Here is a 26,963-nt window from a genome sequence, read left to right on the forward strand (position 1 = left end):
AACTCTATCCCCTTGTGGGTGGAGTGTTTATCCCTTATTTACCTGGCAGAAATCGGTTGTCAATCCTGAACCATGACCTGTTATTTTAGTTGCTTCGGCAGTCAGAACCAAATTTCCTTGGGTATCATAAACCCAGCCTTGAGCCTCAACAATACTATTGGCAACAGTGTTTTCCTCTTGGGCGAAATTATTTTCTTTGTGAGCAACAGTATTGACATCATTAACAGTTACCCAATCCGTAATTATCGCCGTGTTATCTAAGGTTTCATAGGGGTTTGTTGGTACACCACCGCGTCCAGTAATAATAAACTGATTTTGTCTCTGTGCCGTCGCTTCATCAATCCGGCATTCTTGAGAGATTTGATTAGACACATCAACAGCCTCTGATGGGAGTTGGCTTAAACTTTGACTAGGGTCTACATCAGGGGTAGTAATTTCCACTGCACCGCTTAACTCAGGACTAGCACCAGTAGCAGTAATATCGCTATTGGGGGTACGTTGATTGCGAAATTTGGTTCCAAAAATATTTTGGGCATTGATATTGATTCGACCACCACGAAAGTCAGCAGAATTAGCACTAATATCACTATTTTGAATAGCAACTAGAGTGTTAGTATCAATGTCTATATTGCCGCCAATGACATTACTGCCTGTGGCGTTAGTGGTGATGCTACTGCCACGAGATAGGATGAGATTGCGCGATCGCAGATTGATATTTGCTTGCGATCGGTTAGGGTCACTCCCATTATCACGAGTATCGGCACTGATAAAAGCTTGATCATCCAATCTGATTCTATGAGCATTAATATTTAAGTTGCCTGCACTCCCCTTACCACTACTCTGCACTCCTACTCCCGCTCCCTGCTCAATATCCAATACATCCGCGTTCACCGTGAGTTTACCAGCGCTACCAGTAGAGTTTGCCGTTGCTACAGTAAACAAGCCACTAGAGAACGAAGCATCAGCAGCAGTACCGATTAGTTTGATATCAGAAGCTTGGACAAACAAATCTCCACCTTTACCTGCCCCGAAAGTGCTAGCACTAACTTGTGCGCCATCACGTACCAATAAGGTCGAGGTATCAATCTTTAAACTACCCGCATCTCCTGTTGCGTAACGATTAGCTTGGGCAAACAAACCACTGGCAATATTCCTCTGAGAAACACCGATGAGTTTTATCCCCTCAGCCGCCTGCACCAACAAGTTGCCACCCTTAGCCGTACCAAAAGTACTAACACTGACTTGCGCCCCATCTTTTACTAATAAATTACCAGTGACAATTGTCAAAGATCCGGCATTTCCCGTAGCTGAAGAACCTGTTCTCGTGAACAAACCACTAGCAACCCCATTGACAGCAGTACCAATCAATTCCACCTTATCAGTAGCACTGATCATTAAATCTCCCCCTTTACCTGCTGAAAAAGCATCGGCACTAATTCGCCCTCCATTTTGTGCTGTTAACTCACCAGTGTTAATCGTGATCATGCCAGCATCACCGGAAGAAACTGAGTCAGTAAATATACCACTAGGTAAACTATCTCTGCGTAACACCCCTGTTATCAACAACTCTTTTAAGGGGCCGACAGCTCTAGGTACTTGCTCATCTAGCTCTGAATCGTTAGGCCAGTTCCCAGGAATTGAACCTTTGGGAGAAGTACCAATTATTAGCACCTTATCAGAAGCATTTACAGTCAAGTTTCCGCCTTTACCGACACTCAAATTTCTGGCAATGACCTGCGCCCCGTCTTCAATTCGTAACACACGAGTATTAATCGTCAGGTCTCCAGCCTTGCCATCACCATCAGTTTGACTAAACACACCGCTAGAATATATTTCGTCCAATGAACTACCCCGCAAAGTCACTGAATTTGCGGCATTAATAGTTAAACTAGCTTTTGTCTGCACATTAAGGGGAATAATGCCGGAAAATGCAGTAGAAGAATTAGTGATAATTTGTGAGCCATTCTCGACTAATAAATCCCCAGTATTAATTGTTAAATTTCCATTGGCTGCGTCACCATCTGAAGTTGTGGCATAGATACGGCTGGGAGTACCTTTGAGATCACTTGTCAGTTCCACCACATCTGAGGCATTCACCTCCAGATTACCGCCGTTTATACCGATAAAAGATTGATTACTCAGTAATAATCTGCGAGTATTAATAGTGTGATTTCCTGGCGAATTATTAGAACTTCTAGTATCAATTGCACTTCTATCTATTAACTGAATGCTCTCTTGGGCATTGACTGTGAGATTATTGAACACATTCAAAGACGCATCTTGAAGTACAATATTTTTTCCCGTGAGATTGAGGTCACCTAAACTATTAATATTAGTGCCTGAAGATAGTTGAATATCACCAAATTCAGATACCCCGTCAAATTTAAACAAGAAGCCTGAACTGACTGATTTAATTCCCACTAAACTTGCTGATGCAACACTGCCTAGTTCTATCCTGCCTTCAGACTTTATAGTGCTAAGATTAGCGTTTCCTAAAATAACATCTCCACCAATTAAGGCTAAAGTTTGATTGCCTTCAACTTGCAGCCTACTAGGCTGATGTATTGATTCTCCTTGTAACTGAATGCTGCCAGAATTAGCCCCATATTGTAAACCAATAGGAGTTGTGACATTGAGTAAGGGCGTAACACTTGCAGTTTTAGCTATAAACTCTCCACCCTCAGCAAATCTGACACTATGAGCAGTACTAGCAACGAAAGAACCCTGAATATTTATCTGAGCATTAGGCCCAAAAATAATTCCATTGGGATTAATGAGAAATAAATTAACCCTGCTTCTAGCTGTGATTAAGCCATCAATATTTGATACTTCTCCACCAGTAACCCGACTAAAGATATTTTGAATATTGTCAGTACTATTAAAGTAAGCATTTTGACCTTTGAGTAAGGAAAATTTGCTAAAACTATGAAATAGATTGTTGCCTATTGCTGTTCCGCCATTAATAATGAAGGTAGAATCACCCTCTTTACCGAAATTAACAGTCACATTAGTATTTTCAGGTAGTGTACTATCTTGAATAATTTCGGCGTTGCTAGGATGCTCAATGCCAGTTATTGCACCTACGCCTAAAATGATAGAGATACCTATTTTGATGCAATGACGGCTCATCTTTGCTCGTATTCGTAAGCGGTGAATAAAAAATTAGTATACTCTTATATAGGGATGTGATTTAATTTTTGCAAAAAAATCAAGCATTTTTAGAGTAAATAGGGTGGAGATGACATACTCACTCAAGTCTTGAGTAACCATTAACTAACCACCTACACATATTTTAAAAATCAATTATGGATTTTATGATTTAATATGTATTAAATAATTAGTGTAACCGCATATTTATTGCTTTTAGTGTAATAAGAAAAATCCTCACCAACAAGGAGATGAGGATTTTGTTAATTGCACAATGATTAACTTATTGATGAACAACTAATGACGCGCCAAAAGCCGTGAACATTTTTCTCAAAGCCTCATACTCGAAGCAAAATTAAAAATTCAAGCTTGGCCAGTCTGGCTGACGATAATAGCGTGTCATATCGTCAAATTTTCGCAATTCTACACGGCTAATCAAAAATTCTGGCGTATTTAATAGCCATTTTTGACTCAAATCAGATAGTGTATCACTGAATTTGATCCTGTCTAAATCTGACGAAACCTCCCCAAAATAACCTAATGTTATATGAGCAGTAAGATGATAATGTTGCTCAATACCCAAGGCTATTAATTTGGGATTCTGGTAAATTGTGCGACGGAATTTAATGACCTGCTCATAACAACGTTCATCTTTTGGTACTAAACAAACAGCAACAGCCCTTGGCATGAGAATCAATCCCAACATCTGCCAATAAATCGGATTACTCCCTGATGTTAGAGATTCTTGATATTGCTGTAATGTGTCACCTATGCAAGAGCGTAATTGTTGTTCAAAGTCAGGATTTTTTTCACAAGCATCACGGTAAGCACTGTCCCAAATCAAATCTGCCAAAGTCAAATGGAAGCTTGCGGGAGGTACAGGAACTATCAAACCATTGTTGATAGGTAACTGTAACAGTTCCTCCTGATAAGCTTGTACCTGAGTATAAAAACCAGAATTTTCCGAATCTTCTGCCGCCGATGGAGTAATTAGGGTGTACCCAGGAAAAGGTACTGCTTGCCTAGATCCCGAAGAAGGCTGAAACTTATATGATTCCTGAATATGCTGGGCTTGGGATCTCAACGCTTCTGGTAGTGTCAGTCTTGCTACCCGATTTAGGTAAGTTTGATAGTTATCGTCCAATCTTCATTGCCTCGCATTCTCACTTGATAGATTTTAAGAAAAATCACACAACTTAACAGACTGATTTAAAAGGTAGTTAGTTTTTTTCTTAAAGTCATGTTATCAGTAGAGGTCACGAATTCCCCACCCTTCCATCCTCTCATAACAATTTTGCTTTGCTCAACTACTAAAAACTTTGGTACTTCCTCTGCTAAGTATAATTACAAACACGACTGTGTAACTCTACTTAACGGTTAATATAGGGTTCCCGTTTGTTTTTTGAACATTTACGTAGAAATTTTCTATCACAAGGACAATCAAACTAACTTACCATCACAGTCGTTTAATTTGAATAGTCATCAACAGCCAATATGTTTGCCAGAATCCGCCGTCTTGTCAATCAATTTTTTAGTAAGTCAAGAAAAATCAACAATGAACCTCTGAATAGAGTGAGTTTGACTGTCATTATTTTGATTGATATTTTTATCTTAGTTAATGTTTTTACAGGTTTAGATGATATTAGTAGATGGCATCTCAGCCCTTCGCAAGCTTATCCATGTTATTCCCAATGGCAGACTTATCGCACAGAAACTAATAAAGATAAAGATTATGAAATTATTAGGCGATCGCTGCTAGGTAATATTAGTAATCTACCCAATCAAAAACAAACTTATCAACAAAATGAGATAGACCATCTGGGTAAAGTATCTTCTACTTGCTTGCGGTATGGAGAATACATCGATAAAATCAAAACTCCTCAAAATCAGCAAGCTATCAAAGGAATTGACCAGCGACAAGCACAAATCAGCAATCTTAAGCAATCTAATAACCGGATTCGCGCCCAGTATGACTCTACACTATTAGACAAACTTGCCGGACAAGCTCCTGGCCAATCGATTAATCAAGTTCCAGCAGAAAAAGCTAAACAGGAGTTAGATAAAAATAATCTGCAAATTTCTCAGTTAGAAAAGGAAATATCTAATCTTAAGAATCAACTATTGACTCAACCAGAAAGTAATAGTTTGATTGCTTTCCTACAAAATAGGGGAGAATTTGCCACGGTTGAACAAGGTTATAAACAAGCATCTTTTTGGTATCCAAGTATTCAACTTGCTTTTCAATCTCTGTTTTTGTTACCACTGATATTTGCAGCTTTATTAGTTCATCAATTTTCTCAGCGTCGGGGTTACGGACTCATTGCTCTGATTAGCTGGCACTTATTAGTGATCTTTTTCATCCCTTTAGTTCTGAAAATCTTTGAATTTTTACAAGTAGGGGCAATATTTCAATTTGCCTTTGATATTATTAGTGCCGTTTTTGGTAGTTTACTGTTCCTGGTCAGCTATGTTTACATATTATTGATTCCTTTGATTGGTTTTGGGATTATCAAGTTTTTCCAGAAAATTGTTCTCAATCCTAAACTACAAGCAGTTAATAGAATTCAAAAATCACGGTGTGTGAAGTGTGCGAAAAAAATTCGGGCTAATGATGCCTATTGCCCACACTGTGGTTATTATCAATACGTTGAATGTCAAAATTGTCACAACCTAACCTACAAACATTTACCACACTGTAAGCATTGCGGCACTTTACAAGATATTGGTGATTTATAGTATCTGAGGTTTACTGCTTTCGGCGGACGTAGCTCACCCCATCGAGCCAAATCGCACTCTTGGGATCTTTTGGATCGGTAATTAGGATGCGACTCTCCCTGGAGCCATCATCATAGGTGATATGTAGCGTCATCCCTTGGACACGATAGCGACCACGGCGATTTGGTGCTATGTTGCTGGTGGCGATCGCTACGTCGCCAGCTTCTGCACTTCCACCAGCACCGTTACCACGCACAACTCGACCATCAGCCGAGAACCGATAGTCTTGCCATACAGCTAGGGATTGGCTACCCCCGATCGCCACTGTACCTGTACCAGAGAGAGAGCGAAAGAGTCCGTCGAGCTTGAAGTTGTCCGGTAATTTGGGATAAGTCGTCCGAAAAGGTAACGCCTTCCAGCCGCCCTTTTGTGCAAGTTGCAATTCGCCACCCTGACGACGCCAACGCGTCCAGTTGTCCGGTTTTAGGCGTTTGTGGGCTTCGAGTCCACCTGGAAATGAAAGTCCTTCCACATCAGTGAGGGCATCACCGTTGCGAAAAAGGACGACAGGATAGATGTCGATGGCGACAAAACCACCGATACCTATTGTTGGACGCGAATTAAAACCAAAACTATCGATCTGAGCCGCAATTTTGGCATTCGATCCAGAAGTAACACTCACAGGAGTGCTAACAGACCTCTGAGCGCCCCTCTGAGGTTTTTTGGCTGGACTACTCGTTTGTGCGAGCAGTTGGGGAGATACGGTAGCAAACTGTGAGTCAGGCAGTTTCGATATAGAAAGTGCTACAGCACAAGCATCGATATTGGTATTCTGAGATGTTACCTTTTCGGTGATCTGTGCAAAAGCCTGGTTGATTTCCTGCTTTTGGGAGGGGTAGCGATCGAGGTCACGCATCCGGAGACGAATCTGATTGACACCGTTCGCGGTTTGCCATGCCTCGATCTTGGCAGAGTCGGCAGGAACAAAGCCCCGACCCTGCTTGCATTTCGTAGCGAAGTAGTCGAAAGTCATCACAGTGAGGGCTGCCCGCATGAATGGCTGGCCTGTGATGGCAGTGTCTTGGGCGTATGCACTCTGCGCCGCAGCCAGTGAGACCAACAGAGTCATTGCCATAGCATTTACTCGCATATACGCTCCCTTATCCTCAAGCTGACAATTCAATTCTGGAGTTGAGGGGTCTGATTGAATACAGTCCCCTTTTTAGCTAAGTCTGAGAGAAGAACTACCTAAATTTCATCTGCCAATATGAAATTTCCCAAACTCCAAGAATTTAGTCAAGTCGCTTTTCTACGTTCGCCCAGGGTCTGTGTTCGACACGAGAGGGAGAGGCTGAGAAACACAGTTGTCTTTATCTTCTGATTGTATGAAACTACCCCGCTACAACAAAAAGACCTAACGACACTGGCGATATTTGATGTGATAAACCAAACCACGGTGAGCAAGGTCGAAAGAGTCCACGGTGGCCATACCTTGACCACTGGCGGTCATGGCGGCGTTCACCCGCATATTCACACTATCACCACAGCGTGACCAGACATCAGCTACGGTCACTAATTGATCTCGGACATTGTAATCTGTTTCGCCTCTAAATGTCCGAGAAAAAACAGGGCCGCGCTGACCAGCAAAAAAGTACTCTGCCCTGAGTCTCCCCGTTGTACCGGGAGCAACATAGCCTCGATAATCAGCATCGTAGAGGGAGATTTGAAAACCTTGAGGTACTTTGATAGGAATACTCAAATTACAACTTTTGCGGCTTTCGCTTGACTTATTACCCACAGCTATAAAGTTATCGAAGAGGATGCTGAGTTCTTGACCATCAGGGCTGACACTGACGCTGGCAGATCCATCAGGGCAACCATTACCGCCATATTCTGCACCTAAAATCTCAACTTTGTCGCTAGCAAGAGCGGGGCCAACAGAAGCCGTAATTAGTGTAGCTGCGGCCAGAAAAGCTTGAACAAAATTGATAGATGTTATCTTGATGTTGGGATTATTCATGATTCACCTAACTTGAATAATTTGAATAGACTTAGATCCAAATATGATGTATGAAATTCCAGAAAAATTATTTAGGAAACTCTGCATAAATCATATTTTTTGTAGAGTATAGCTTGTATATGACATTGTTAACAGCCTGATTTGTGGCATAGAATATACTTATAAAATAAGCGAATTCTAGCCAAATAATTAACGTATTAATCAATGAAATAAACAGAAGTTTTTAACTCTACCTTGTATAGATTGCCAATTATTAAATTAGTTAGCAAAAAAGAGCAACGGATAGCATTATCAACAATTTCGATACTCATGGTTATCAATAAATTGCCTGACAATAACTAATGAAGCCACATCTGCATACTGAATTTAAGCTAACTAAAGTTGCCCTGAATAGCTGATATAGATATCTCAACAGAATTCAGATTTATTAGCCAGAAGAAGTTTTTGCTTGTAATATCGTTGGATAAATTAACGACATTATTAGAGGTGCTAAACCAAATATTTAGCAGAGTATAATTAGTAGGATATTTTTCCACCAATTAATGCTGGCTCCTAGCTTCCGACTGCTTAGTCAAGCTTTTAATATTTAATCTATACTCGCTCAATGACTAAGAATTTTGTCTTGTGTTCCCGTAAAATTAGTTAAGTAATCACATTGATAATTCAGTATCGATCGCCTACGGTGGGGCGTAGTCCATCTCTATGGGAGGCTGCGCCAATGTCTAAATATTTCTTACATTTTGTTAATGTGATTATTCAATTTGGCGGCTAGTCCAACACGTATTGCCAGAGATGTATTTGTGATTCTGGGCGCTTCTTTAATTGCCTATGCAAAACGGTAGAGGAAAAGAGGCGATCGCCTATATTCAGTATTGTGGATGCGATCGTATCTTTTTGTTTACTGGAGTGTTACCTTACGTCGGAACACGCTAGTATTACAGGAAACAAAAATCAGTCTGCCTAATCCAGGTTTATCCCCAAAACATCTATGTGCAGGGTTTAAGCTAGGAACGGAGGAACCAAGTTTGGGGCGTATCTGCCAAAAAAGCTAAAGCTAAAGTGTGAAAAAGAAATTTCAAATTTTAGACTTAGAGCATCTAGAGAAGGACATCTCTCAGTCCTAGCCCGTCAGCTAACTTCGTAGGCATTGAGAGGAGATTGAACGAGCAGCATTTATACAAATAATGCCTGTCGTCAGTATCCTTGGCTGGTAAACTTACGCTTCGTTTTACCTGTCCTCGCACTGGAAGTCAGGATTTTATAGTCTGTGTTTCTAGGGACTGAGGTCGGATTAGTTGCCTTGAGGTACTTTTGACTATGTTTTTGCAGATAAATCATCACTTTACTTTCATTACAGTAGACATTGTTAGCACCACCATAAATAGTATTGAAAGTTTGGTTGTTCCTATAGAGAAAAGTCAAACACAGGACTGATAAAACTTTGAGCAGGCTGTAGAGAAAACATCCGTCATTAGAGAATATTTGAAAAGTGATGAATGATAATCAAGACCCCTCTCCATAGCGCGGAGTGCTTCTTGTAGAGTACCTCTCTTTGAAAAGTCGATAGGCTTTGGAACCCCCATTACCTTGTAGGGAAGGGGAGGCTCAAGGGGTTCGGTTCTTCAGATTTTGATGTTTAAAATAATACTTTTCAAACAACCTCTGATGCTAGGTGTAAATTCTCGATGCAGTTTAGTGGCATTAGTTTGTCAGAAAAATTCACGATAGAAGTACGATTCATAAACAGTTCGGGAGAATAAAATGTCCATTCAAAATCGCAACTTTTTCACTGACGTTAACTTTTTACCTGAACACAAATTTAAGTTAATTGGAGAGTTTGCGGGGAAAAAACTCTTACTAATTGGCAGAACTAATACCTATGGTGATCCCATAGTGGCAGCAAGCCATAGTAATGAGCCTAGCCAAGAAGATTTATACGCTTATGACCTATACGAATTGATGAAGTGTAATCACGAGCTAGTTAATATTACTGGAGAAATTTAGTCATAAAGGACGCTGATACAGGGTGGAGTCTGAGCTTCCGTTCCGGTCTTCTGACTTGCTCCCGTTCGCGTAGCGTCCCGTAGGGAAGTTCGCCCGGAGACAACCCTCCTTGCGACTTCTTTCCTTGCCCCTTTTCCTTTTCTCGACTCAACTGCAAACCGCTATAAGAAAGTGGGGTGATACTGTTCAGAGAAGAATCGACATCAGGACTACCCTCCGCCTGATATCAATAACAAATATTTACGCTGTTCTAGTTATACACATCAATAATTAGTGGCATTGCTGAATCAAGGGATGATTTAGTAACTGATAAATTTCTTCCTCTGCTTCCTCTGCAACCTCTGCCTCCTCTGCTTGCCTCAATTCATCCCACTATTCTGCAACGCCTAATTTAGTTAGGGCCAATCTTTTGTTCTATGGTGTGTTGTGGTCTAGAGCAACGCCCCATTTGGAATTTTCTATTAGTTAATATTGACACCTGTCACACATTCAAACCAGTTACAGAATATTTATTGTAAATTTCTGTAACATACCGAGTAAATTTGTCCTACTTCTACAGAAATACCTATATAACCGCAACTGTAATCTCCATATACCGCGTTCAATAACATCAGAGACATAACAGAATTGATGTTATATCTCTGCCTTACTTATATGTATTTGTTAAATATTAATTAAAGCTAGCCTTTATGAAAGTGGCAATAGTAAAGTTATATCAACATCATCTGAGATTTTTTGTTACCAATAAAGGGTAAGCAATAATTATAAAATACCTGGAAATGGGGTAATGAATAATCCAATTCTCGCAACTGCTAGTGTTGTAATTGCTTTCGGTATCATTGTTGGTGTCTTAATTGTGGGATTGATTTATCTCCAACGGCGACGGCAAGTAGTAGACAGTTTGATCCGTATTAATAACGTGGTTGGTTGTTTTGGGATTGTGGAAGTTCCCATCAACCAAAATAGTCCAGGAAAAGTACGCATCAATCTCAAAGGTTCTCTAGTAGACTTTGTAGCTTTCACCGATGAAATTCATCAATTTAATCAAGGTGATTCTGTTGTTATCGTACGAATTAAGGGAAATAAGGTTTGGGTGGTTAATGTTTAATAATATAGGCAGTTTGCGGAGCCTGTCACAGACCAGTTTAGAAGGAAACTTTGATGACAGTTGATAAATAACTATGAACTTAATTAAACAAGAATTAGCGACTGTAACAGTAGCGCAAGTTGATCCGAATACACCTGCTACTAATAAAGAAAATAATGGGATAGAAAGTCTACTTTATGGTGGTCTTCCCATTGCTCTATCTATTTTTGGTGCATTTTTACTGGTGTGGTTTATCAAGTCTTTTTTGTGTATTTGTAAACCCAACGAAATCTTGATACTTTCGGGACGCAAATGGCGGACTAAAGATGGGCAAGAGATGGGTTATCGAGTGTTATTGGGTGGGCGCGCCATTCGGATTCCTATAGTGGAAACAGTAAAACGGATGGATGTGACAACTATGCCGGTACGGGTGGAAGTGCGGAATGCTTACGCCAAGGGGGGAACGCCTTTGAATATTCAAGCGATCGCCAATGTGAAAATTTCCTCAGATCCGGTGGTTGTAGGTAACGCCATTGAACGCTTTTTAGACCGTGATCGCTCAGAATTGGCTCGTGTTTCCCGCGAGACTCTAGAAGGCTATCTCCGGGGTGTCGTCGCCACCCTTACACCAGAAGAACTCAACGAAGACCGCCTGAGTTTTGCCCAGCGTATCGCCTCTGATGTCAGCCGCGACCTTAGTAAACTGGGATTGCAACTGGACACCTTGAAAATTCAAAGCGTTTCTGACGATGTAGACTATCTCAAATCTTGGGGACGTAAACAAATTGCCCTTGTAATTCGAGACGCAGAGATTGCCGAATCAAACGCACTCACCCAAGCCGAACAAATCGAAGCCCAATCCGAAGAATACGCCCAAGTCGCCAAAACCCAAGACAAAATCATTGTGCTGGAGAAAGAAAACGAACTCCGCACCATCAAAGCCCAGCTAGAACAAAGAGCCAAATCAGAAGAAGAAATTACCACGGCGGCTGCACAAGAAAAGAAAGCCAAAGCCGAACAAGTCTTACAAGTACTGCGGGCTGAACTAGAACGCCTACGCCTACAAGCCGATGAAGTCCTACCCGCCGAAGCCCGTCGCCAAGCCCAAGAACTCCGCGCCAAAGGGGAAGCCGCCTTCCTAGAAGAAAATGCCAAAGCCGCAGCTTTAGTTAACGACATTCTTTCCCAAGTTTGGCAGCAAACTGGCAGCGATGCTTCTAAGTTATTCCTCATTCAACAAATTGAAACCGTCCTCCAAGAAGCAGTACAGATTCCTCAACGCATTCACCTAGAGAAGGTAAACGTGATTGATAACGGCGATGGCAAATCCGTAGCCAGCTTGGTGAATATTTACCCCGAAATCGTCCTGCAATTCCTAGAAAATGTCAATCGCACCCTGGGTATTGATGTTACTGGAACCTTGGGGACTGGGGATTAGGGATTGGGGATTGGGAAAACTGTACAGACGCGATTAATGGCGTCTCTAACAACTAACAAACAACCATTATGGAAATTATCGCTTTACTTTTAGGAATTTTTGGGACTGGAACCGCCGCAGGTTGGTGGGTGATTCGGAACTTGTACTATATTTGCCAGCCTAGCGAAGTGCTGATTTTTGCTGGGAGTCAGACTCAGATTGATGAGAGGCGATCGGTTGGTTATCGCTTGGTGAAAGGTGGTAGTAGTATTCAAATCCCTTTGTTGGAAAAAACTTTCCGCATGGATTTGACTAACATGATTATTGAATTGAAGGTGTCTAACGCCTACTCAAAAGGTGGGATTCCTTTAACGGTGGAAGGAGTGGCGAATATTAAAATTGCTGGTGAAGAACCGACAATTCACAATGCCATTGAGCGACTGTTGGGTAAAAGTCGCAAAGATATTGAACAACTAGCCAAGGACACATTGGAAGGTAATCTGCGGGGGGTTTTGGCGAATCTCACACCAGAACAGGTAAACGAAGATAAAATCACTTTTGCTAAGACTTTGTTGGAAGAAGCTGAAGATGATTTAGAAAAACTGGGATTGGTACTAGATAACCTGCAAATCAAGAATATTTTTGATGAGGTTCTTTACCTAGATTCTATAGGACGCAAACAACAAGCAGAGTTGCTACGAGATGCGCGCATAGCTGAAGCCGAAGCCAAAGCCCAAGCGATAATTAAATCTTCAGAAAATCTCCGCATTACTAAACTCAGACAAATTGAACGGGATTTGCAAATTGCCAAAGCCGAAGCAGAACGGAGAGTTAGAGATGCAATTACCAAACGCACCGCAGTGATTGCAGAGGTAGAATCGGTAGTCAATTCCCAAATTGCCAAGGTGCAGGCAGAAGTAGCAGTGCAAACTGAACGCATCATTCAAGTAGAAAACCAACTACAAGCCGATATAGTCGCCCCAGCCGAGGCAGAATGTCAAACGGCGATCGCTCAAGCTAAGGGAGATGCTGCCAAAATCATCGAAGAAGGCAAAGCCCAAGCCGCAGGAACCCAGCGCCTAGCAGAATCCTGGCAAAATGCAGGCGCATCGGCGCGAGAAATCTTTATCTTCCAAAAACTCGAACCATTATTAAAAATGATGGCTACGGGAGTACCTGAGGTACAAGTAGAAAATTTAACTGTGATTGATGCGGTTAATGGTGGTGGTGTAACTAAAATAGCCTCGTTAATTGAGCAGTTGCGTCAAACTACTGGTGTCGATGTTGCTCAAGTGATTAATCAGCTCAAGTCTGATAGTAAAAACGGCAAGGTTGGATCAAATTTGGATCAAGGTTAATGGTCAAGATTTAACCAAACAAATTCTCTTAAATTCAGCAAGAAGACCTGTTTCCAAAACAAATAGGTTTTAACTTTAACTACAAATTGAGCAACTTGCTCGACTCGTGTGTAAACTCACATATTGTATGCTCATGAATTTTCAACTTTGAATTCCCCGGAGGGGTACGAGGAAGCAAACTAGACTTAAGTAAGCTATTACCCTTGGAAATTACACATCTACTTGTATGGTTTGTAGACTGCTAACAGTTGACCTTTAGCAGTCAACAGCTAACACGAAAAGATGTGCAAGTTAAAGCAAGGGCAGCTTATCCCGTAGAGAAGGGGTTATACCAATTCAAAATTCAAAATTCAAAATTAAGAATCAAGAGAGGACAAGCGTTTGGGGTTGTACTTCTGTCACATTCTTTTTTCAAATTGGTATTATTATGGCCGAAACGGTAGAAATCGAACGTCATCGAGCCGCGATCGCTCGGACTGAAATCTCTCGTCCTGTACGATTGGCTATAGAATGGGCAATCCTCAACCCAGACACGGTTTTTTTTGACTACGGCTGTGGTTATGGTGGTGATGTGCAACGTGTAGCTAATCTTGGCTACACCAGTACAGGTTGGGACCCTTACTACTACCCTGATGCAGCCATTAACCCCGCCGATGTGGTGAATTTGGGTTACGTCCTCAACGTCATCGAAGACCAAGAAGAACGCCGCCAAAGCCTCATTCAAGCCTGGGAACTCACCCGCAGAGTTTTAATTGTCGCGGCGCAAGTATTAATTAACGCCCCTAGTAAAGCCCAACTGGCTTACAGTGACGGTATTGTCACCAGCCGGAATACTTTCCAAAAATATTACGAACAACAAGAACTGAAAAAATATATCGATGAAGTTTTAAACGTTGATGCAGTACCAGTCGCCCTTGGCGTTTATTTTGTCTTCCGCGATGAAGCCGAAAAAGAAAGCTTCAAAGCCATCCGTTTCTTTTCTCGCACCTCTACACCGCGAGTCCGCATTCCTGTCAAACGGTTTGAAGACTATCAAGAACAACTCGCGCCCCTCATGGCATTTTTCACCAAACGGGGTAGACTGCCAATAAAAGGAGAACTAGCCACCGCACAAGAATTACTGAGCGAATTTGGCAACTTCCGCCGGGCTTTCGCAGTTGTCCTGCAAGCCACCGATGAGGCAGAATGGGATGCGATCGCCTATCGTCGTTCTTTAGATATTCAAGTTTACCTTGCCCTCACCCACTTTGATCAACGTCCCAAATTCTCCCAACTAGCGCCAGAAATGCGCCACGACATCAAAGCTTTCTTTGGGAGCTACGAGGAAGCCTGTAATATCGCCGACCAAAAACTTTTTAGTTTAGGTAAACCAAAGGTAGTCCAAACAGCTTGCGAAAAAAGCAAAGTAGGTAAGCACACACGGGGTGCTTTATACGTCCACGTTTCTGCATTGGCAGCCCTCGACCCGTTGCTACGAATTTACGAAGGTTGTGCAAGCCGTACCATTGGGCGTGTCGATGGAGCTACGCTCATCAAATATTACACCGACCAACCGCAAATATCCTATTTGTTCTATCCAGAATTCGACATAGACCCCCACCCGTCCTTAAAAGCCAGTATCACAATTGACTTAAAAACACTGTATGTAACTCACCGCGACTATAGCACCAGAGCCAATCCACCCGTCCTGCACCGTAAAGAAACTTTTGTTACTCCCAACTATCCCTTGTATGAACAATTTGCTAAACTCACCCAACAAGAACAGAAGTTAGGATTGCTCAAGCAGAAAAGTGAAATTGGCACTCGTGAAGGTTGGGAAAAATGCCTCGCTGCTCACGGTGTAGAAATTAGGGGACATGAAATTCATGTGATTAGAGAAATCACACAGTAACTATGGCAATATAACGGCAATGCGCTCTGGTGAAAAGGAAAAGTATAAACGATGAGAGAAGTTCAAGCACTGCGACAAGCCTTTCAAAGTCGCAAAATGGGAGCGCTACTACTGCTAGGTTTTGCATCGGGATTGCCGTTGTTCTTGACTAGTAGAACATTGCAGCTATGGATGCAGGATGCCAAAGTTGATTTAGGCAAAATCACCTTATTTGGGTTGTTGGCTTTGCCTTATTCCCTAAAATTTCTGTGGTCGCCCTTATTAGATAGATTTGTCCCACCACTTTTAGGAGCTAGACGGGGTTGGTTAATATGCACCCAAATTGGGTTAACATTAGCGATCGCTGCCTTAGCATTACAACAACCATCTCAAAGTGACCAAGTACTGCAAATCCTGGCTATCAACTGTCTCATCATTACTTTTTTGAGCGCTACCCAAGACATCGCCGGAGATGCTTACCGTACCGATATCTTAAACCCACTCGAAGCTGAACCAGGTGCATCAGTGTGGGTGCTGGGTTATCGCATCGCCCTGTTTATCACCAGTTCCCTAGCGATAGTTTTAGCCGACTATATTCCTTGGAATGGCGTTTACTTACTCATGGCTGTTTTCATGGCGGGTAGTATTCTCACTACCTTGTGGTCGCCTCCAGAGCCAGAAATCCGCAACGCTGCTGAAAAATATGCGCCTATATCTGTTAAAGACGTTATTTTTATCGTCTTAATTACAGTCTTAGTTGCGGGATTAATTGGCGGTGTTTTTGTTGGGTATATTGCCCTGCCTGTATTTTACTGGTTATTGGCAAGCTTAATAGTTGCTTGGATTGTCTCATCCTTGTTATTACCCATAGAACTCTTAGGAGAAGTCACAGAAGATAGTCCTCCCCAAAATTTGCAAGCCGCTATTTTTCTACCCTTCAAAGAATTTTTTCACAGATTTGGCTTAACTCAAGCCAGTGTCATCCTGATTTTCATCATCCTTTATAAACTAGGTGACTCCTTAGTAGGCATTACCGCCAACTTGTTTCTGCGAGAAATTGCCTTTACCAAAACTGAGATTGGGGCAATTCAGGCTGGTATCGGTTTTATTGCCACAACTATCGGCGTATTAGCCGGTGGTGTCATCATGACAAAAATCCACCTCAATCGCAGTTTGTGGATCTTTGGTATTCTTCAATTACTGAGCAACTTAGGTTATTATGCACTAGCCATTGCTGGCAAAAATTATTCACTTCTAGTCTTGGCAGTGAATATCGAAAACTTCAGTGCAGGATTAGTCACAGTTGCTACAGTAGCGTTCTTAATGAACCTTTGTAACCATCGCTTTACTACTACTCAATTCGCTTTATTCTCTAGCTTAATGGCTATTAGTAGGGACGTTTTATCTGCACCAGCAGGAGATTTGGCTAAAGCCACAGGCTGGCCGGCATTTTTCTTGCTCACCCTAGCAGCAGCATTACCTGGATTGCTGCTTTTGCCTGTTGTCGCCCCTTGGAATCCTAAACCAGTGGCAATAAATAGACCAGGACTTGATGACGAGGATTTATGGGAAACCAAGTAGTGATTATCGTCGGCACATTTATTCTTTTACTCACGGGTTTGTTACTCGGCTATGTTCTTTCACAGTTAGTTCTAGGTTTTTTAGCCTTCAACCTCCTAACTTTTTTCGGAACAGTCAGCCTGATTTTGATTTTTGGCACTCTATATTATGTATTGTTTTGGCAATTGAAGCGGGAACAAACCCAAGTAATACCCGCAGAACTGCCTACTCAGATAGAAACACAAACGCAAACCACAACAATACCCGAAAATTATCTCAAAAATAAACTCATTTCTCGATTATCTGGTGATGTAGAAGCAGCAGAACGATTAATAGACCAAGCAAGGCAAAACTATCCAGGGATGCCAGACAACTGGTACTGCGAGAGAGTTCTTGACGACCTAGACCGCGACACTCGTTAATTACGTATGAAACCGAAAAATCAAGGGTTTGGACAAGGGTATAGGGGTGTAGGGGTGTAAATATTTAAAGCCCTTACACCCAGTCTCAACGGACAACCTGGGTGCGTAAGTCCTGAATCTTTGGTTTGTCATGCCCAAATATAGCTAAAATAAGTCAAGTAAAATTTACAAATCTTTGATTAGGTCGTCTCATAACGCCTGATCTAATGACAAATCAAAATATGGCTATATTCAGACAATACATCGCCCCCTTACTAGTAGTACTAGTGTTTATATTTGCCCTAGTAGCAGTCAGCGCCCGCATCTTTTTACCCTCAGACATGGCAGCCCCAGCACCCATTGAAGAGGTAGGTGTCAGTCTTATACCAATTAGCGATTTTCCCGTAGCCCTGTGAGGGAGCAGAGGATTAGGGGAGCAGAGGAAAACTATTGGTAAGCAACTGACAACTGACAACTGACCAATGACTATTTATCATATTCGACGCGGCTCAACCTTGGAGCGATCGCAACTCGTCAAATTCATCCAGCGTACTTACCAAGAGTTGTTCCCCCAACAAAAAGACTTTGCTCATCTAGCAATTACAGTTGAGCAATATTTCTCTAAAGACACACCTTTGTGGTGGGTCGATTTTTCATCTCAGGAATCAAGGGCAGAATTAGGAACCATGACACGAGTAGAGTCTTTGAATATCTCCTCCCCTCTGCTCCCTCCTACCTCTTCTCCCGTAGCTTGCCTGTGGATGGGAAATGCGATAGATCAAATTAAAGGCGATCGCCATGCTCATATTTTTTTGCTGTACGTCGTCCCAGAACATCGCAGACGCGGGATTGCTACAGCATTAATGCAATATGCAGAGAATTGGGCAAAGCAAAGAGGCGATCGCCAAATCGCACTACAAGTATTTCAATCCAATCCCCCAGCCATAAATCTTTACAATCACTTAGGTTATCAAACCCAATCCCTTTGGATGGTAAAGAAAATTAATTAGTCAACAGTCAGCAGTCAACAGTCATCAATTAACAGTCTTACTAATTCCAAATTCATCGGGTGTGAGATGGATCAGAAAGTGTACAATTATTGAACCCATAACAACAAAGTTTTAAATAATTAGCACGGGGGGTTTATATAAATCTCACTCGCGCGTGCAAGAGAAATATGTATGACGAAGAAGACCTAAGCCTACTCGATATCGAGGAGGAGTTAGAAAGCCCCTTAGATAAGATAGAACCAATTACGGCTGAGTCAGAAATACCAAAGCCTGACCCAGATGAAATGCTAGCGCTTCTAGACAATCCGCAACCACAAAAACGGATGCTAGCGGCTCGTGCTTTTTGCGATATCGAAGACTCACGCGCTACGCCAATTTTGATTCGTCTTTTGAGTGATAACTGTCCTTTAGTACGAGTGAGCGCATCCTATGGCATTGGGCGAAATCCCAGCGCAGATGCAGTTGAACCCTTAATTGCCCAACTGTATCGGGATTGGAATGGCTATGTCAGGAAAGGTGTTGTTTGGGCATTAGGTAACTGCCGCGATCGCCGTTGTTTAGCACCCTTAGCCGATGCTCTCAGAACGGATATTTCCGCCGTGCGCCTTTGGTCTGCTAGCGCCTTAGCCCAAATGACAGGAGTTAGCTATGAGGCGATCGTTGGCGCAATCCCACCACTAATTGAAGCACTAGTTCAAGATACAGTAGCCGCCGTGCGGAGTAACAGCGCGTGGTCAATTGGGCAGTTGTGTAAAGAACTGCCTTCTAACATAGTTTATGCCACAGCGATCGACGCTTTAATTCAGGCCTTCGCCGAAGACAAAGACTTAGGTGTACGCGAAGATGCTAAAGCCTCATTATTGGGTGTAGGCGACCCCCGTGGCTTGCAACTCATTGAAACCCTAGAACAAGAGGGTTGGTTTTAGGGTGTAGGAGTGTATGGGTTTAGGGGAAGCAGGAGAAGAGAGAAAAGACCAATAACAAGTGACTATTGACTCTTACAACTCCCTAATCCCCAGTCCCCAATCCCCAGTCCCCTCTACTTAATCTCAACCCCAGGCTTAACTAAATTTAAGTCATAGGGACGCTCAGTATCGTCCTCCCCTAAATATTCCCCATTTTGAATTTCTAGAATTACTAACGGGATAGACCCAGGGTTATCTACTTTATGTAGTGTTGCTGCTGGTACATAAGTTGACTGATTACGACCTAGTAAAACCTCATCATCACCACAAGTCACCTTAGCAACACCAGAGACTACCACCCAATGCTCATTACGGTGATAGTGGATTTGGGGTTTAATACCATGTCTAGGCTTGATTTCAATGCGACTAATTCTATAGCTCTCTCCCTCTTCTATTACCTCCACATTACCCCAGTAACGTAAACCTGAATGTGAGGAAGAATCATTGGCATCTAACTGCCCATTGTTTTCACTCTGAGTCATAACCAAACTTCTCAGCTAAAAGATTATTAATGTTTTCAGGTAATCTAACTTAAACCAGAGAAAACTAATACCAATTCAAAATTCAAAATTGGGAAAGCCAAACGGAATAAGGGTATGTCCGTATGTATCTGTCGCATTCTTATTTCAAATCGGTATAAGAATTTGATGATTACTACTGCTCTCAGTTTACTCTAGGCCATAAATTGTATCTAAATTTAAAGATGGAATAATTCCTGTTTTTTCTCCAATCTCTAATCCCCCGTATACTGAATTCGGTAAATGCGATCGTTTGCTTCTTCTGTGACTAATAGACTGCCATCAGGTAATACAAGTAAGCCCACAGGTCGCCCCCAAGTGGTTGGTACATCAGGGTCTAGCATAAATCCCGTGAGAAAATCTTCATAGTAACCTTGCGGTCTTCCTTTGCTATTAAAGGGAACAAATACTACTTTATATCCAGTACCGCGATCGCGATTCCAAGAACCCCGAAAGGCTACAAAAGCACCGTTACGATATCTTTGAGGAAAAGTTTTACCATCATAAAATTGCAAACCCAAAGCGGCTGAGTGAGCTTGAAATAATATATCTGGTGTACGAGTACGCGCTGCTAAATCTGGACGCTTACTTTGACCGCCAGTCTTTTGCCGGGGGTCAAGATTTTTAGGTGTAAAGTAGGCATAAGGCCAACCATAAAATTCATCCTGGCGAATCCGTGTCAGGTAGTCTGGAACTAAATCATCACCAATCCCATCCCTCTCGTTCACGGTAGTATAAAGTTCTCTAGTCACAGGATGAAAGTCAAGACCAACAGGGTTACGTAAGCCAAAGGCAAAAGTCTGCTTTTGGGAACCATCCAAACTCATTACCTGTACAGAAGCCCTTGGTAGTTCTTCTTCATCCACATTGGAACGAGAACCAACGGAAACGTATAGTTTATTACCGTCGGGTGATGCCACAACATTGCGAGTCCAGTGTTGATTGTAACCACCACCGGGGAGGTCAGCAATTTTTTTACCAGTACCAGTGAGTTGTTGTTGTCCTTCTGTGTAGGGAAATTGTAAAACCTCATCAGTATTACCTAAAAAGAAGGCATTACCAGCAAACGCCATCCCAAAAGGAATATTCAAACCATTGTCTTTGCTAGCAAAAGTCTGGCGGACATCAGCTACCCCATCGCTGTTAGTATCACGCAATAAACGAATCCGGTTTTGTCTAGTTTCCGTCACCAATACATCACCACTGGGAGTTAAAGCTAGCCAACGCGGTGCATCTAGACCTTCAGCAAAAACGTTAACTGTAAACCCGGCGGGGACTTTCAAAACTGGTTTTTGGGGAATCGGTACAACTTGCGGGGCTTTAGATGCACTATCTGTAGCAAAGGGTGCTGGTAAATTCTGTAAGTCAATGCGGATAGGTGTAGGTGAAAATGTTTCTGTAGGGATAAGGTTTTTCCCTTCTGTCGGATTTTGTGCCAATTGAGCCGCAGACGTGGATGCTTCTTGTGGTGGGGAATTATCTAATGAGGCGCTAGTCTGGTTACAAGCTGCTGCGGTGATGAATAGAAACACAGACAGCACAAAAAGCCCAGAAACCTTCATGATGGTGCGGATATATACACAACCTTCTTAATGTAGGCTAGAAATTTAATCATTGTCGCCCATCACAAGTGCGATTTTTGTGAATCAACTTTTTATGTACAGTTTCCTAAAGCTACTATCATTGATGATATTTAACCAATAAGTTAACTGAGATAGTTGGAGGTAAATAATGGGATTGGCTGGTGTAAGAGTTGTGTTGGTAGAACCAGCTGGGCCATTGAACGTAGGTGCGATCGCCAGAGTGATGAAAAATTTTGGTCTAGCACAGCTAGTCTTAGTTAATCCCCAATGCGATCCACTGTCGGAAGAAGCAATGAGAATGGCAGTCCATGCCAAAGAAATTTTAGAATCTGCTATCACAGTCCCAACTTTACCAGAAGCCTTACATGGATGTGTGCGGGCGATCGCCACTACAGGCCGCGATAATGATAGGGGTCTAACGCTAGAAACCCCCAGAATAGCCCTACCTTGGTTATTAGAAGAAACCAGTCAACCTTCAGCATTGATTTTTGGCAGAGAAGATAGGGGTCTAAGTAATGAAGAATTAATTTACGCCCAAAGATTTATTCGCATTCCCACCAGTCCCGATTATCTGTCTTTAAATCTGGCTACAGCTGTCGGGATCTGCTGCTACGAACTAGCACAAAATCTAACACCCCCTGAAACTCAAACAATCAGCGAAACTGAGTTTGCATCTTTAGAGTTTATGGAGGCCTACTATCAACAATTAGAATCCTTATTGCTAAGAATTGGCTATTTATACCCTCATACAGCAACCAGTCGGATGGAAAAATTTCGCCAACTGTATAACCGTGCCTATCTGCAAACTCATGAAGTGGGTATGCTTCGCGGCATTCTACGACAAATAGAATGGGCAATTGACAACCAGCGTGATGTGTAGTTCGTAATTATGCCCGAAGACATTGTTTCCCAATTTGGTATAATTCATTGTCTAATATCTACGCAAGTATTCCCCAAAATATTTAATATGGCTTAAACTAAACACAAAAATGTTACTACTAATTAGGGATTGGGTACTGGTTACTGGGGACTGGAAAGAGGTTAGTTCAAGTCTATAGATTTGCTCATAGTTCCTATCCCTTATTTTCCTGATAGGGAAAAGCCTACAACCAAAGGATGACAATGTTTCTTTCCCAATTCCCAGTCCCTAATCCCCAATCCCCAATTCAACCAGCCGATGGCGTAAGTTTTGAATCGGGAGTCGGCAGAAAACAATTTGAGTGGGTCACAAGGAGTGGTAGTGTCAGAGTCAAGTGACAAACTAAGAGATTTTTCGCGGCGACAACCCGCCAACCGCCGCCAGCGATCGCGTAAAGTCCAAAAGGTAGAATCAAAAAAAGTCAAAGTTCCTAACCAGCAGCGCGCTGGTGCTGGTGCAGCCGTCATCACCCGCTCTAATAATAATGCTGTACCTCCCCCTGTTGCTGTTGGAGGTCGCAGACCCAAACAAGGGCTGGTTATGCCTAGTGTAGTCAAACCCATTCCCACAGCCAAAGGGCCGATACCCCCCTTCAACCCCAACAATGTAAAAGTCAGAACAGTACGAGTGCAGAAGCAGCCGATGTCCCAAATCGGTAGACGAGTATCACGCAAGACTAGATTAAAGCCAATGGCCAGAGCCATTTTGTATGCTATACGCTTATTAATTGTCGGAGTGGGTATTGGTGCGATCGTCGGTACAGTTTTGTCGGTTTTAGACCCCGCCACTCGCATGGCTCCTGTTTCTACCCCATCGAATACCAGCAACACAGGACAAAATCAGTCAAAACCTACCCCAACAGCAGGTTTATACTTGACTCAAGAAATTACCCCTCTCAAAAATGTTGTGCAGCAATTGGCTACTGCTAATCCTAACCTCAGCCCTGGGGTCTTTTTGGTAGATTTAGACACAGGAGGTTATGTAGATATCAATGCTGCTAATGCTTTACCCGCCGCTAGCACAATTAAAATCCCGATTCTTGTCGCTTTTTTCCAGGATGTGGATGCTGGTAAGATCCGCTTAGATGAAGTGCTGACCATGCAACAGGAAATGGTAGCAGGGGGTTCAGGAAATTTTCAATACAAACCAGCCGGAACTCAATATCCTGCCTTGGAAGTTGCTACGAAAATGATCACTGTTAGTGACAACACAGCTACTAATATGCTGATTGCCCGACTGGGAGGTATAGAAGCACTCAATGAGCGTTTTCGTAGTTGGGGATTAACAACTACAGTCATTCGCAATATATTACCAGACCTACCAGGGACAAACACCACCAGTCCCAAAGAGTTGGGAAACATTATGACTATGGTAAGTCAGGGTAATTTGGTGAGTATGCGATCGCGTGATCAAATTCTCGATATCATGCGTCAGACAGAACGAGATAATCTCCTACCCTCTGGCTTAGGTGCAGGTGCCAGGGTATACCATAAAACTGGTGATATCGGTACTATGTTGGCAGATGCTGGGTTAATTGATACACCCACAGGGAAGCGTTATATAGTTGCTGTCATGGTACAACGCCCCAATAATGATCCCCGTGCGGAAAAACTTATTAGCTCAATTTCTCGTGCGGCTTACCAACAGTTTAGCCAAAGTGAGCCAACGCCTAGTAATACGACTAGTAATCTACCTACAACTGCTTATCCTTCACCAATCATGGCTTCTCCAGCCACCAACACACCCATAAATCCATCAATTGCCCCTCCCATATCTAATAGTTATCCCGCTCCAGTGATGAATCCACAATATTACCCACCAACTAGATAATTGGCTCGCCTTTTCATGAGCCTTAACAACTTGATTAGGGAACACCAAAATAGGACTTATGCACCCAGGTTGGGGACTTCCAGAAAATAAATTATTCAATGGGTCAGAGCAAATATGATCATTGTATTCTTCCTCCCCTGCTTCCCCTGCTCCCCCTGCCTCCCCTGCTTACCACAGTGATTGTATATTTTTTTAGTTGGAAGTCCCTTGTCTTACGTAAGTCCTAAAAAAATAAATTATCCAAAGTTGATGGTTTGGTAGGGTGCTTCAGTATAAATAATTTCTGAGTATATAGAAATACGATCTAATTATGTTCGGCGTAGCAAACAATAATCAAATCAGATTCCTATAGTTCTCAATCCCCAATGCTCAATCTCCAAACTACGCCATTAGGATGAGGGAACACCACATAAATTTCAAGACTATTGTCATTAATTCTTGATCTAATAAAGTCACAATAAAACCATGCCGGCAACTAACAGCTTGCTAGGAAAAACCTTTTTCAATATTTTCGGTGTGATTAGTCTAACAGCGCTATCTGCCTGCGCTCAACCGACTACAGAAACCCCCACTGCCACAGTCCCCCCTGATGCGTCAACTCCCGTATCAACGGTTCCTCCTCTCACCCCAACTCCCAGCCCCACAACACCAAATAACACCACTGAGAATCGTAACCTGGCAGAACTCGCAAATTCGGCAGCAAATCAAGGACAGTTTACAACATTAATACAGGCAGTAAAAGCCGCAGGTTTAACTGATCAGTTAGCCGCCCCAGGACCATATACCGTATTTGCCCCTACAGACGCTGCTTTCGCCGCTTTACCAAAAAACACCTTAAATAACCTTCTTCAACCAGCCAACAAACAGCAATTAGTGAAACTTTTGGCCTATCACGTTCTTCCCGGCACTTTTACTTCAAAACAACTCAAATCTGGACAAGTCAAAACAGTTGAAGGTAGCCCTGTTACCATCAAAGTTGACCCTACCAGTAACACAGTTACCGTCAACGGCGCTAGAGTCACTCAAGCAGATATACCAGCTAGCAACGGCATCGTTCATGTCGTAGACAAAGTTATCTTACCCCCCAATGTTCCCAACAATGCCAACACAACGCCGACACCACAATAGGTAATCGAGGGGCAGAGGTGGCAGAGAAAGTATAAGCTAATGCGCGCCTAAATGGCATAACTACTAACAAGGGCTGTTAACTGTTGACTGTTAACGGTCAACAGTTAACAAAATTTACGAGGGATTATGCAATTTAAAAGCAGAATAGCTGAGAAATAAATTCTTATCAGTACACTGCTCATTGCCCCGCTACCTCTTTGAGCGTGACTGTACCTCCGGAGCTTTACAGCACTCATCACTTATTACCAATCCCGTATAGAAAAATTTTTTGTCTTTTTATTAGTTCGAGAAAAATGTTTGATAGGATACATAAAGAATATTAAGCACAATCATCACTTTTTCTGCATATACCGATGCACAAAATTTACTCACTGCCAAGTATATTATACGAATATTGTATTTTTTTTATCAGGCATCTAAGTAATCAAGATAAACACCAGGTTTGTGAGTCATGGGTTGATGCCAGCCACAGACCAAAAAAGTATTTGTTAAGCTTGTAGAGCAAAGCTCAATTTCTTCTTGCCTGTAACGTGAGCCTGACTATGCTTAAGGATTAAATCTCACAAGATAATAAATCCTGTTGAGAACTAACGTAGTTTATTTCACACTTTCCTCATATCAAGTCAGACAGTTAAAAGTCTCCAATATAATCAATTCACTTGACTTCTATTTACACAGGACGTTGCTAGTATTAGATAATATCCTGCTACTAGGCTGCTGATATATTACTATTTCGTCTTGGAGAAGGTTACATATTTTGTCTGTATTCGATAAAGTTTTGCCTTAAGTAGACAAATATCTGTAATTTTAAATGTCAAAGTCCTTTTGAATTGATTAAAATATCGTTGGATACAATAATAAGAGTTTGTCAAGATTCAGAGGTTGAAAATCTCGGCGATACGCTAATGTGTGAATAAGACCAAATTTGTGAAATCTCAACCGCTAGTCGTTTGGCTAGTTAGCTCATAGCTTTTTACTACGAGCTAACAGTGACAAACACGCAAAAAGTTAAGTTTCTGAAAAGAAGGATCATTTCTCTAGCTGTATGCACATTGTTGGAAGACCTATTCAATTCTCCGGACTAATTTATTTATGAAGGAAATGTAAAAATGGGTGCGTTCATAATTCTTGCCTCAGTTAACTTGAAGTACACTGTTTCTAAGTAATTTATGTTTCACACAATACCAGAAATTGTATGAAGGCAACTTTAATTTCCTGAGAATGTAAAGATAATGCCACAGCAATTGCAAGAAGCTTTAGAGAAAATTTAAGGGGATTACTACCATTTACAATATCTTTTTGATATTGGAGCCTCGACCCTACTTAATCAGTTCATGATTAACACACAAAAAGAGTGCAATTTCTGTGAAACAGGCTACAATCGGAAGAGTCTTTATAGGAAAATATGCCGACAGTCATAAATCATTTGTT

General features: G+C 42.0%; 20 protein-coding genes and 1 riboswitch. Of the genes, 14 read left to right on the plus strand and 6 right to left on the minus strand.

Annotated features, from left to right (window positions below; translation table 11 throughout):
* Positions 1-27 precede the first annotated feature (27 nt).
* Both GSQ19_RS12190 and GSQ19_RS12195 read right to left on the minus strand, forming a co-directional pair.
* Positions 28-3,129, minus strand: a complete 3,102-nt coding sequence (locus GSQ19_RS12190) for a two-partner secretion domain-containing protein (RefSeq protein WP_011318215.1) — start codon at positions 3,127-3,129, stop codon at positions 28-30.
* Positions 3,130-3,502: 373 nt separating this feature from the next.
* Positions 3,503-4,291, minus strand: coding sequence for a DUF1868 domain-containing protein (locus tag GSQ19_RS12195; RefSeq protein WP_011318216.1), 789 nt, complete (start codon positions 4,289-4,291; stop codon positions 3,503-3,505).
* Positions 4,292-4,641: 350 nt separating this feature from the next.
* On the opposite strand from GSQ19_RS12195, the gene GSQ19_RS12200 reads away from it, so the two are divergent.
* Positions 4,642-5,883 carry a zinc ribbon domain-containing protein gene (locus GSQ19_RS12200; protein WP_011318217.1) on the plus strand — a complete coding sequence of 414 codons (1,242 nt, stop codon included), beginning with the start codon at positions 4,642-4,644 and terminating at the stop codon, positions 5,881-5,883.
* Positions 5,884-5,893: 10 nt separating this feature from the next.
* On the opposite strand, the gene GSQ19_RS12205 is transcribed toward GSQ19_RS12200, so the two are convergent.
* Both GSQ19_RS12205 and GSQ19_RS12210 read right to left on the minus strand, forming a co-directional pair.
* Positions 5,894-7,012 carry a hypothetical protein gene (locus GSQ19_RS12205; protein ID WP_011318218.1) on the minus strand — a complete coding sequence of 373 codons (1,119 nt, stop codon included), beginning with the start codon at positions 7,010-7,012 and terminating at the stop codon, positions 5,894-5,896.
* Positions 7,013-7,276: 264 nt separating this feature from the next.
* Entirely contained in the window at positions 7,277-7,882 is a 606-nt protein-coding gene (locus tag GSQ19_RS12210) for a DUF4360 domain-containing protein (protein ID WP_011318219.1), read from the minus strand.
* 981 nt (positions 7,883-8,863) lie between these two features.
* Positions 8,864-9,044, plus strand: a riboswitch (cyclic di-AMP (ydaO/yuaA leader).
* Positions 9,045-9,643: 599 nt separating this feature from the next.
* Here GSQ19_RS12210 and GSQ19_RS12215 point away from each other — a divergent pair.
* The 10 genes from GSQ19_RS12215 (at position 9,644) to GSQ19_RS12255 (ending at position 19,515) form a co-directional block, all read left to right on the plus strand.
* Positions 9,644-9,886 carry a hypothetical protein gene (locus GSQ19_RS12215; protein WP_011318220.1) on the plus strand — a complete coding sequence of 81 codons (243 nt, stop codon included), beginning with the start codon at positions 9,644-9,646 and terminating at the stop codon, positions 9,884-9,886.
* Between the two features lie 787 nt (positions 9,887-10,673).
* Positions 10,674-10,994, plus strand: a complete 321-nt coding sequence (locus GSQ19_RS12220) for an NfeD family protein (protein ID WP_011318221.1) — start codon at positions 10,674-10,676, stop codon at positions 10,992-10,994.
* Between the two features lie 73 nt (positions 10,995-11,067).
* A complete protein-coding gene (locus GSQ19_RS12225) occupies positions 11,068-12,411 on the plus strand; it encodes a flotillin family protein (protein WP_011318222.1) in 1,344 nt (447 codons plus the stop codon).
* A 68-nt stretch (positions 12,412-12,479) separates the two neighbouring features.
* A complete protein-coding gene (locus GSQ19_RS12230; protein ID WP_011318223.1) occupies positions 12,480-13,748 on the plus strand; it encodes a flotillin family protein in 1,269 nt (422 codons plus the stop codon).
* A gap of 427 nt (positions 13,749-14,175) precedes the next feature.
* Positions 14,176-15,639: a DNA phosphorothioation-associated putative methyltransferase gene (locus tag GSQ19_RS12235; RefSeq protein WP_011318224.1), complete on the plus strand. Its 1,464-nt coding sequence runs from the start codon at positions 14,176-14,178 to the stop codon at positions 15,637-15,639.
* Positions 15,640-15,690: 51 nt separating this feature from the next.
* Positions 15,691-17,199 (plus strand): AmpG family muropeptide MFS transporter, encoded by a 1,509-nt coding sequence (locus GSQ19_RS12240; protein ID WP_011318225.1) that lies wholly within the window; start codon positions 15,691-15,693, stop codon positions 17,197-17,199.
* Positions 17,184-17,600, plus strand: coding sequence for a hypothetical protein (locus tag GSQ19_RS12245; RefSeq protein ID WP_011318226.1), 417 nt, complete (start codon positions 17,184-17,186; stop codon positions 17,598-17,600). Before GSQ19_RS12240 ends, GSQ19_RS12245 begins: the two co-directional genes overlap by 16 nt.
* Positions 17,601-17,821: 221 nt before the next feature.
* The gene (locus GSQ19_RS29715; protein ID WP_185478800.1) at positions 17,822-17,995 is read left to right on the plus strand and encodes a hypothetical protein; all 174 of its coding nucleotides are present in this window, start codon (positions 17,822-17,824) and stop codon (positions 17,993-17,995) included.
* A gap of 66 nt (positions 17,996-18,061) precedes the next feature.
* Positions 18,062-18,589: a GNAT family N-acetyltransferase gene (locus GSQ19_RS12250; protein ID WP_011318228.1), complete on the plus strand. Its 528-nt coding sequence runs from the start codon at positions 18,062-18,064 to the stop codon at positions 18,587-18,589.
* A 167-nt stretch (positions 18,590-18,756) separates the two neighbouring features.
* Positions 18,757-19,515, plus strand: a complete 759-nt coding sequence (locus tag GSQ19_RS12255) for a HEAT repeat domain-containing protein (protein ID WP_011318229.1) — start codon at positions 18,757-18,759, stop codon at positions 19,513-19,515.
* A 113-nt stretch (positions 19,516-19,628) separates the two neighbouring features.
* Here GSQ19_RS12255 and GSQ19_RS12260 read toward each other — a convergent pair whose 3' ends face one another.
* Both GSQ19_RS12260 and GSQ19_RS12265 read right to left on the minus strand, forming a co-directional pair.
* Positions 19,629-20,036 carry a phosphomannose isomerase type II C-terminal cupin domain gene (locus tag GSQ19_RS12260; protein ID WP_011318230.1) on the minus strand — a complete coding sequence of 136 codons (408 nt, stop codon included), beginning with the start codon at positions 20,034-20,036 and terminating at the stop codon, positions 19,629-19,631.
* 251 nt (positions 20,037-20,287) lie between these two features.
* On the minus strand, positions 20,288-21,634 hold the full coding sequence (locus GSQ19_RS12265; protein WP_011318231.1) for a PQQ-dependent sugar dehydrogenase: 1,347 nt from the start codon (positions 21,632-21,634) through the stop codon (positions 20,288-20,290).
* 169 nt (positions 21,635-21,803) lie between these two features.
* Here GSQ19_RS12265 and GSQ19_RS12270 point away from each other — a divergent pair, with 169 nt between their 5' ends.
* From GSQ19_RS12270 to GSQ19_RS12280, 3 genes are all read left to right on the plus strand, one after another.
* Positions 21,804-22,535 carry an RNA methyltransferase gene (locus tag GSQ19_RS12270; RefSeq protein WP_011318232.1) on the plus strand — a complete coding sequence of 244 codons (732 nt, stop codon included), beginning with the start codon at positions 21,804-21,806 and terminating at the stop codon, positions 22,533-22,535.
* Between the two features lie 354 nt (positions 22,536-22,889).
* Positions 22,890-24,404 carry a serine hydrolase gene (locus GSQ19_RS12275; protein WP_011318233.1) on the plus strand — a complete coding sequence of 505 codons (1,515 nt, stop codon included), beginning with the start codon at positions 22,890-22,892 and terminating at the stop codon, positions 24,402-24,404.
* Between the two features lie 465 nt (positions 24,405-24,869).
* Positions 24,870-25,532 (plus strand): fasciclin domain-containing protein, encoded by a 663-nt coding sequence (locus tag GSQ19_RS12280; protein ID WP_011318234.1) that lies wholly within the window; start codon positions 24,870-24,872, stop codon positions 25,530-25,532.
* Positions 25,533-26,963: the final 1,431 nt, after the last annotated feature.

This window comes from Trichormus variabilis 0441 (genome assembly GCF_009856605.1).
Classification (GTDB): domain Bacteria; phylum Cyanobacteriota; class Cyanobacteriia; order Cyanobacteriales; family Nostocaceae; genus Trichormus; species Trichormus variabilis.

Coding starts and splice junctions, on each gene's coding strand:
- GSQ19_RS12225 (WP_011318222.1), top strand. CDS start 11,068: ATGAACTTAATTAAACAAGAATTAGCGACTGTAACAGTAGCGCAAGTT.
- GSQ19_RS12265 (WP_011318231.1), bottom strand. CDS start 21,634: ATGAAGGTTTCTGGGCTTTTTGTGCTGTCTGTGTTTCTATTCATCACC.
- GSQ19_RS12215 (WP_011318220.1), top strand. CDS start 9,644: ATGTCCATTCAAAATCGCAACTTTTTCACTGACGTTAACTTTTTACCT.
- GSQ19_RS12220 (WP_011318221.1), top strand. CDS start 10,674: ATGAATAATCCAATTCTCGCAACTGCTAGTGTTGTAATTGCTTTCGGT.
- GSQ19_RS29715 (WP_185478800.1), top strand. CDS start 17,822: ATGGCTATATTCAGACAATACATCGCCCCCTTACTAGTAGTACTAGTG.
- GSQ19_RS12240 (WP_011318225.1), top strand. CDS start 15,691: ATGAGAGAAGTTCAAGCACTGCGACAAGCCTTTCAAAGTCGCAAAATG.
- GSQ19_RS12280 (WP_011318234.1), top strand. CDS start 24,870: ATGCCGGCAACTAACAGCTTGCTAGGAAAAACCTTTTTCAATATTTTC.
- GSQ19_RS12270 (WP_011318232.1), top strand. CDS start 21,804: ATGGGATTGGCTGGTGTAAGAGTTGTGTTGGTAGAACCAGCTGGGCCA.
- GSQ19_RS12255 (WP_011318229.1), top strand. CDS start 18,757: ATGTATGACGAAGAAGACCTAAGCCTACTCGATATCGAGGAGGAGTTA.
- GSQ19_RS12210 (WP_011318219.1), bottom strand. CDS start 7,882: ATGAATAATCCCAACATCAAGATAACATCTATCAATTTTGTTCAAGCT.
- GSQ19_RS12205 (WP_011318218.1), bottom strand. CDS start 7,012: ATGCGAGTAAATGCTATGGCAATGACTCTGTTGGTCTCACTGGCTGCG.
- GSQ19_RS12200 (WP_011318217.1), top strand. CDS start 4,642: ATGTTTGCCAGAATCCGCCGTCTTGTCAATCAATTTTTTAGTAAGTCA.
- GSQ19_RS12245 (WP_011318226.1), top strand. CDS start 17,184: ATGGGAAACCAAGTAGTGATTATCGTCGGCACATTTATTCTTTTACTC.
- GSQ19_RS12250 (WP_011318228.1), top strand. CDS start 18,062: ATGACTATTTATCATATTCGACGCGGCTCAACCTTGGAGCGATCGCAA.
- GSQ19_RS12230 (WP_011318223.1), top strand. CDS start 12,480: ATGGAAATTATCGCTTTACTTTTAGGAATTTTTGGGACTGGAACCGCC.
- GSQ19_RS12190 (WP_011318215.1), bottom strand. CDS start 3,129: ATGAGCCGTCATTGCATCAAAATAGGTATCTCTATCATTTTAGGCGTA.
- GSQ19_RS12260 (WP_011318230.1), bottom strand. CDS start 20,036: ATGACTCAGAGTGAAAACAATGGGCAGTTAGATGCCAATGATTCTTCC.
- GSQ19_RS12235 (WP_011318224.1), top strand. CDS start 14,176: ATGGCCGAAACGGTAGAAATCGAACGTCATCGAGCCGCGATCGCTCGG.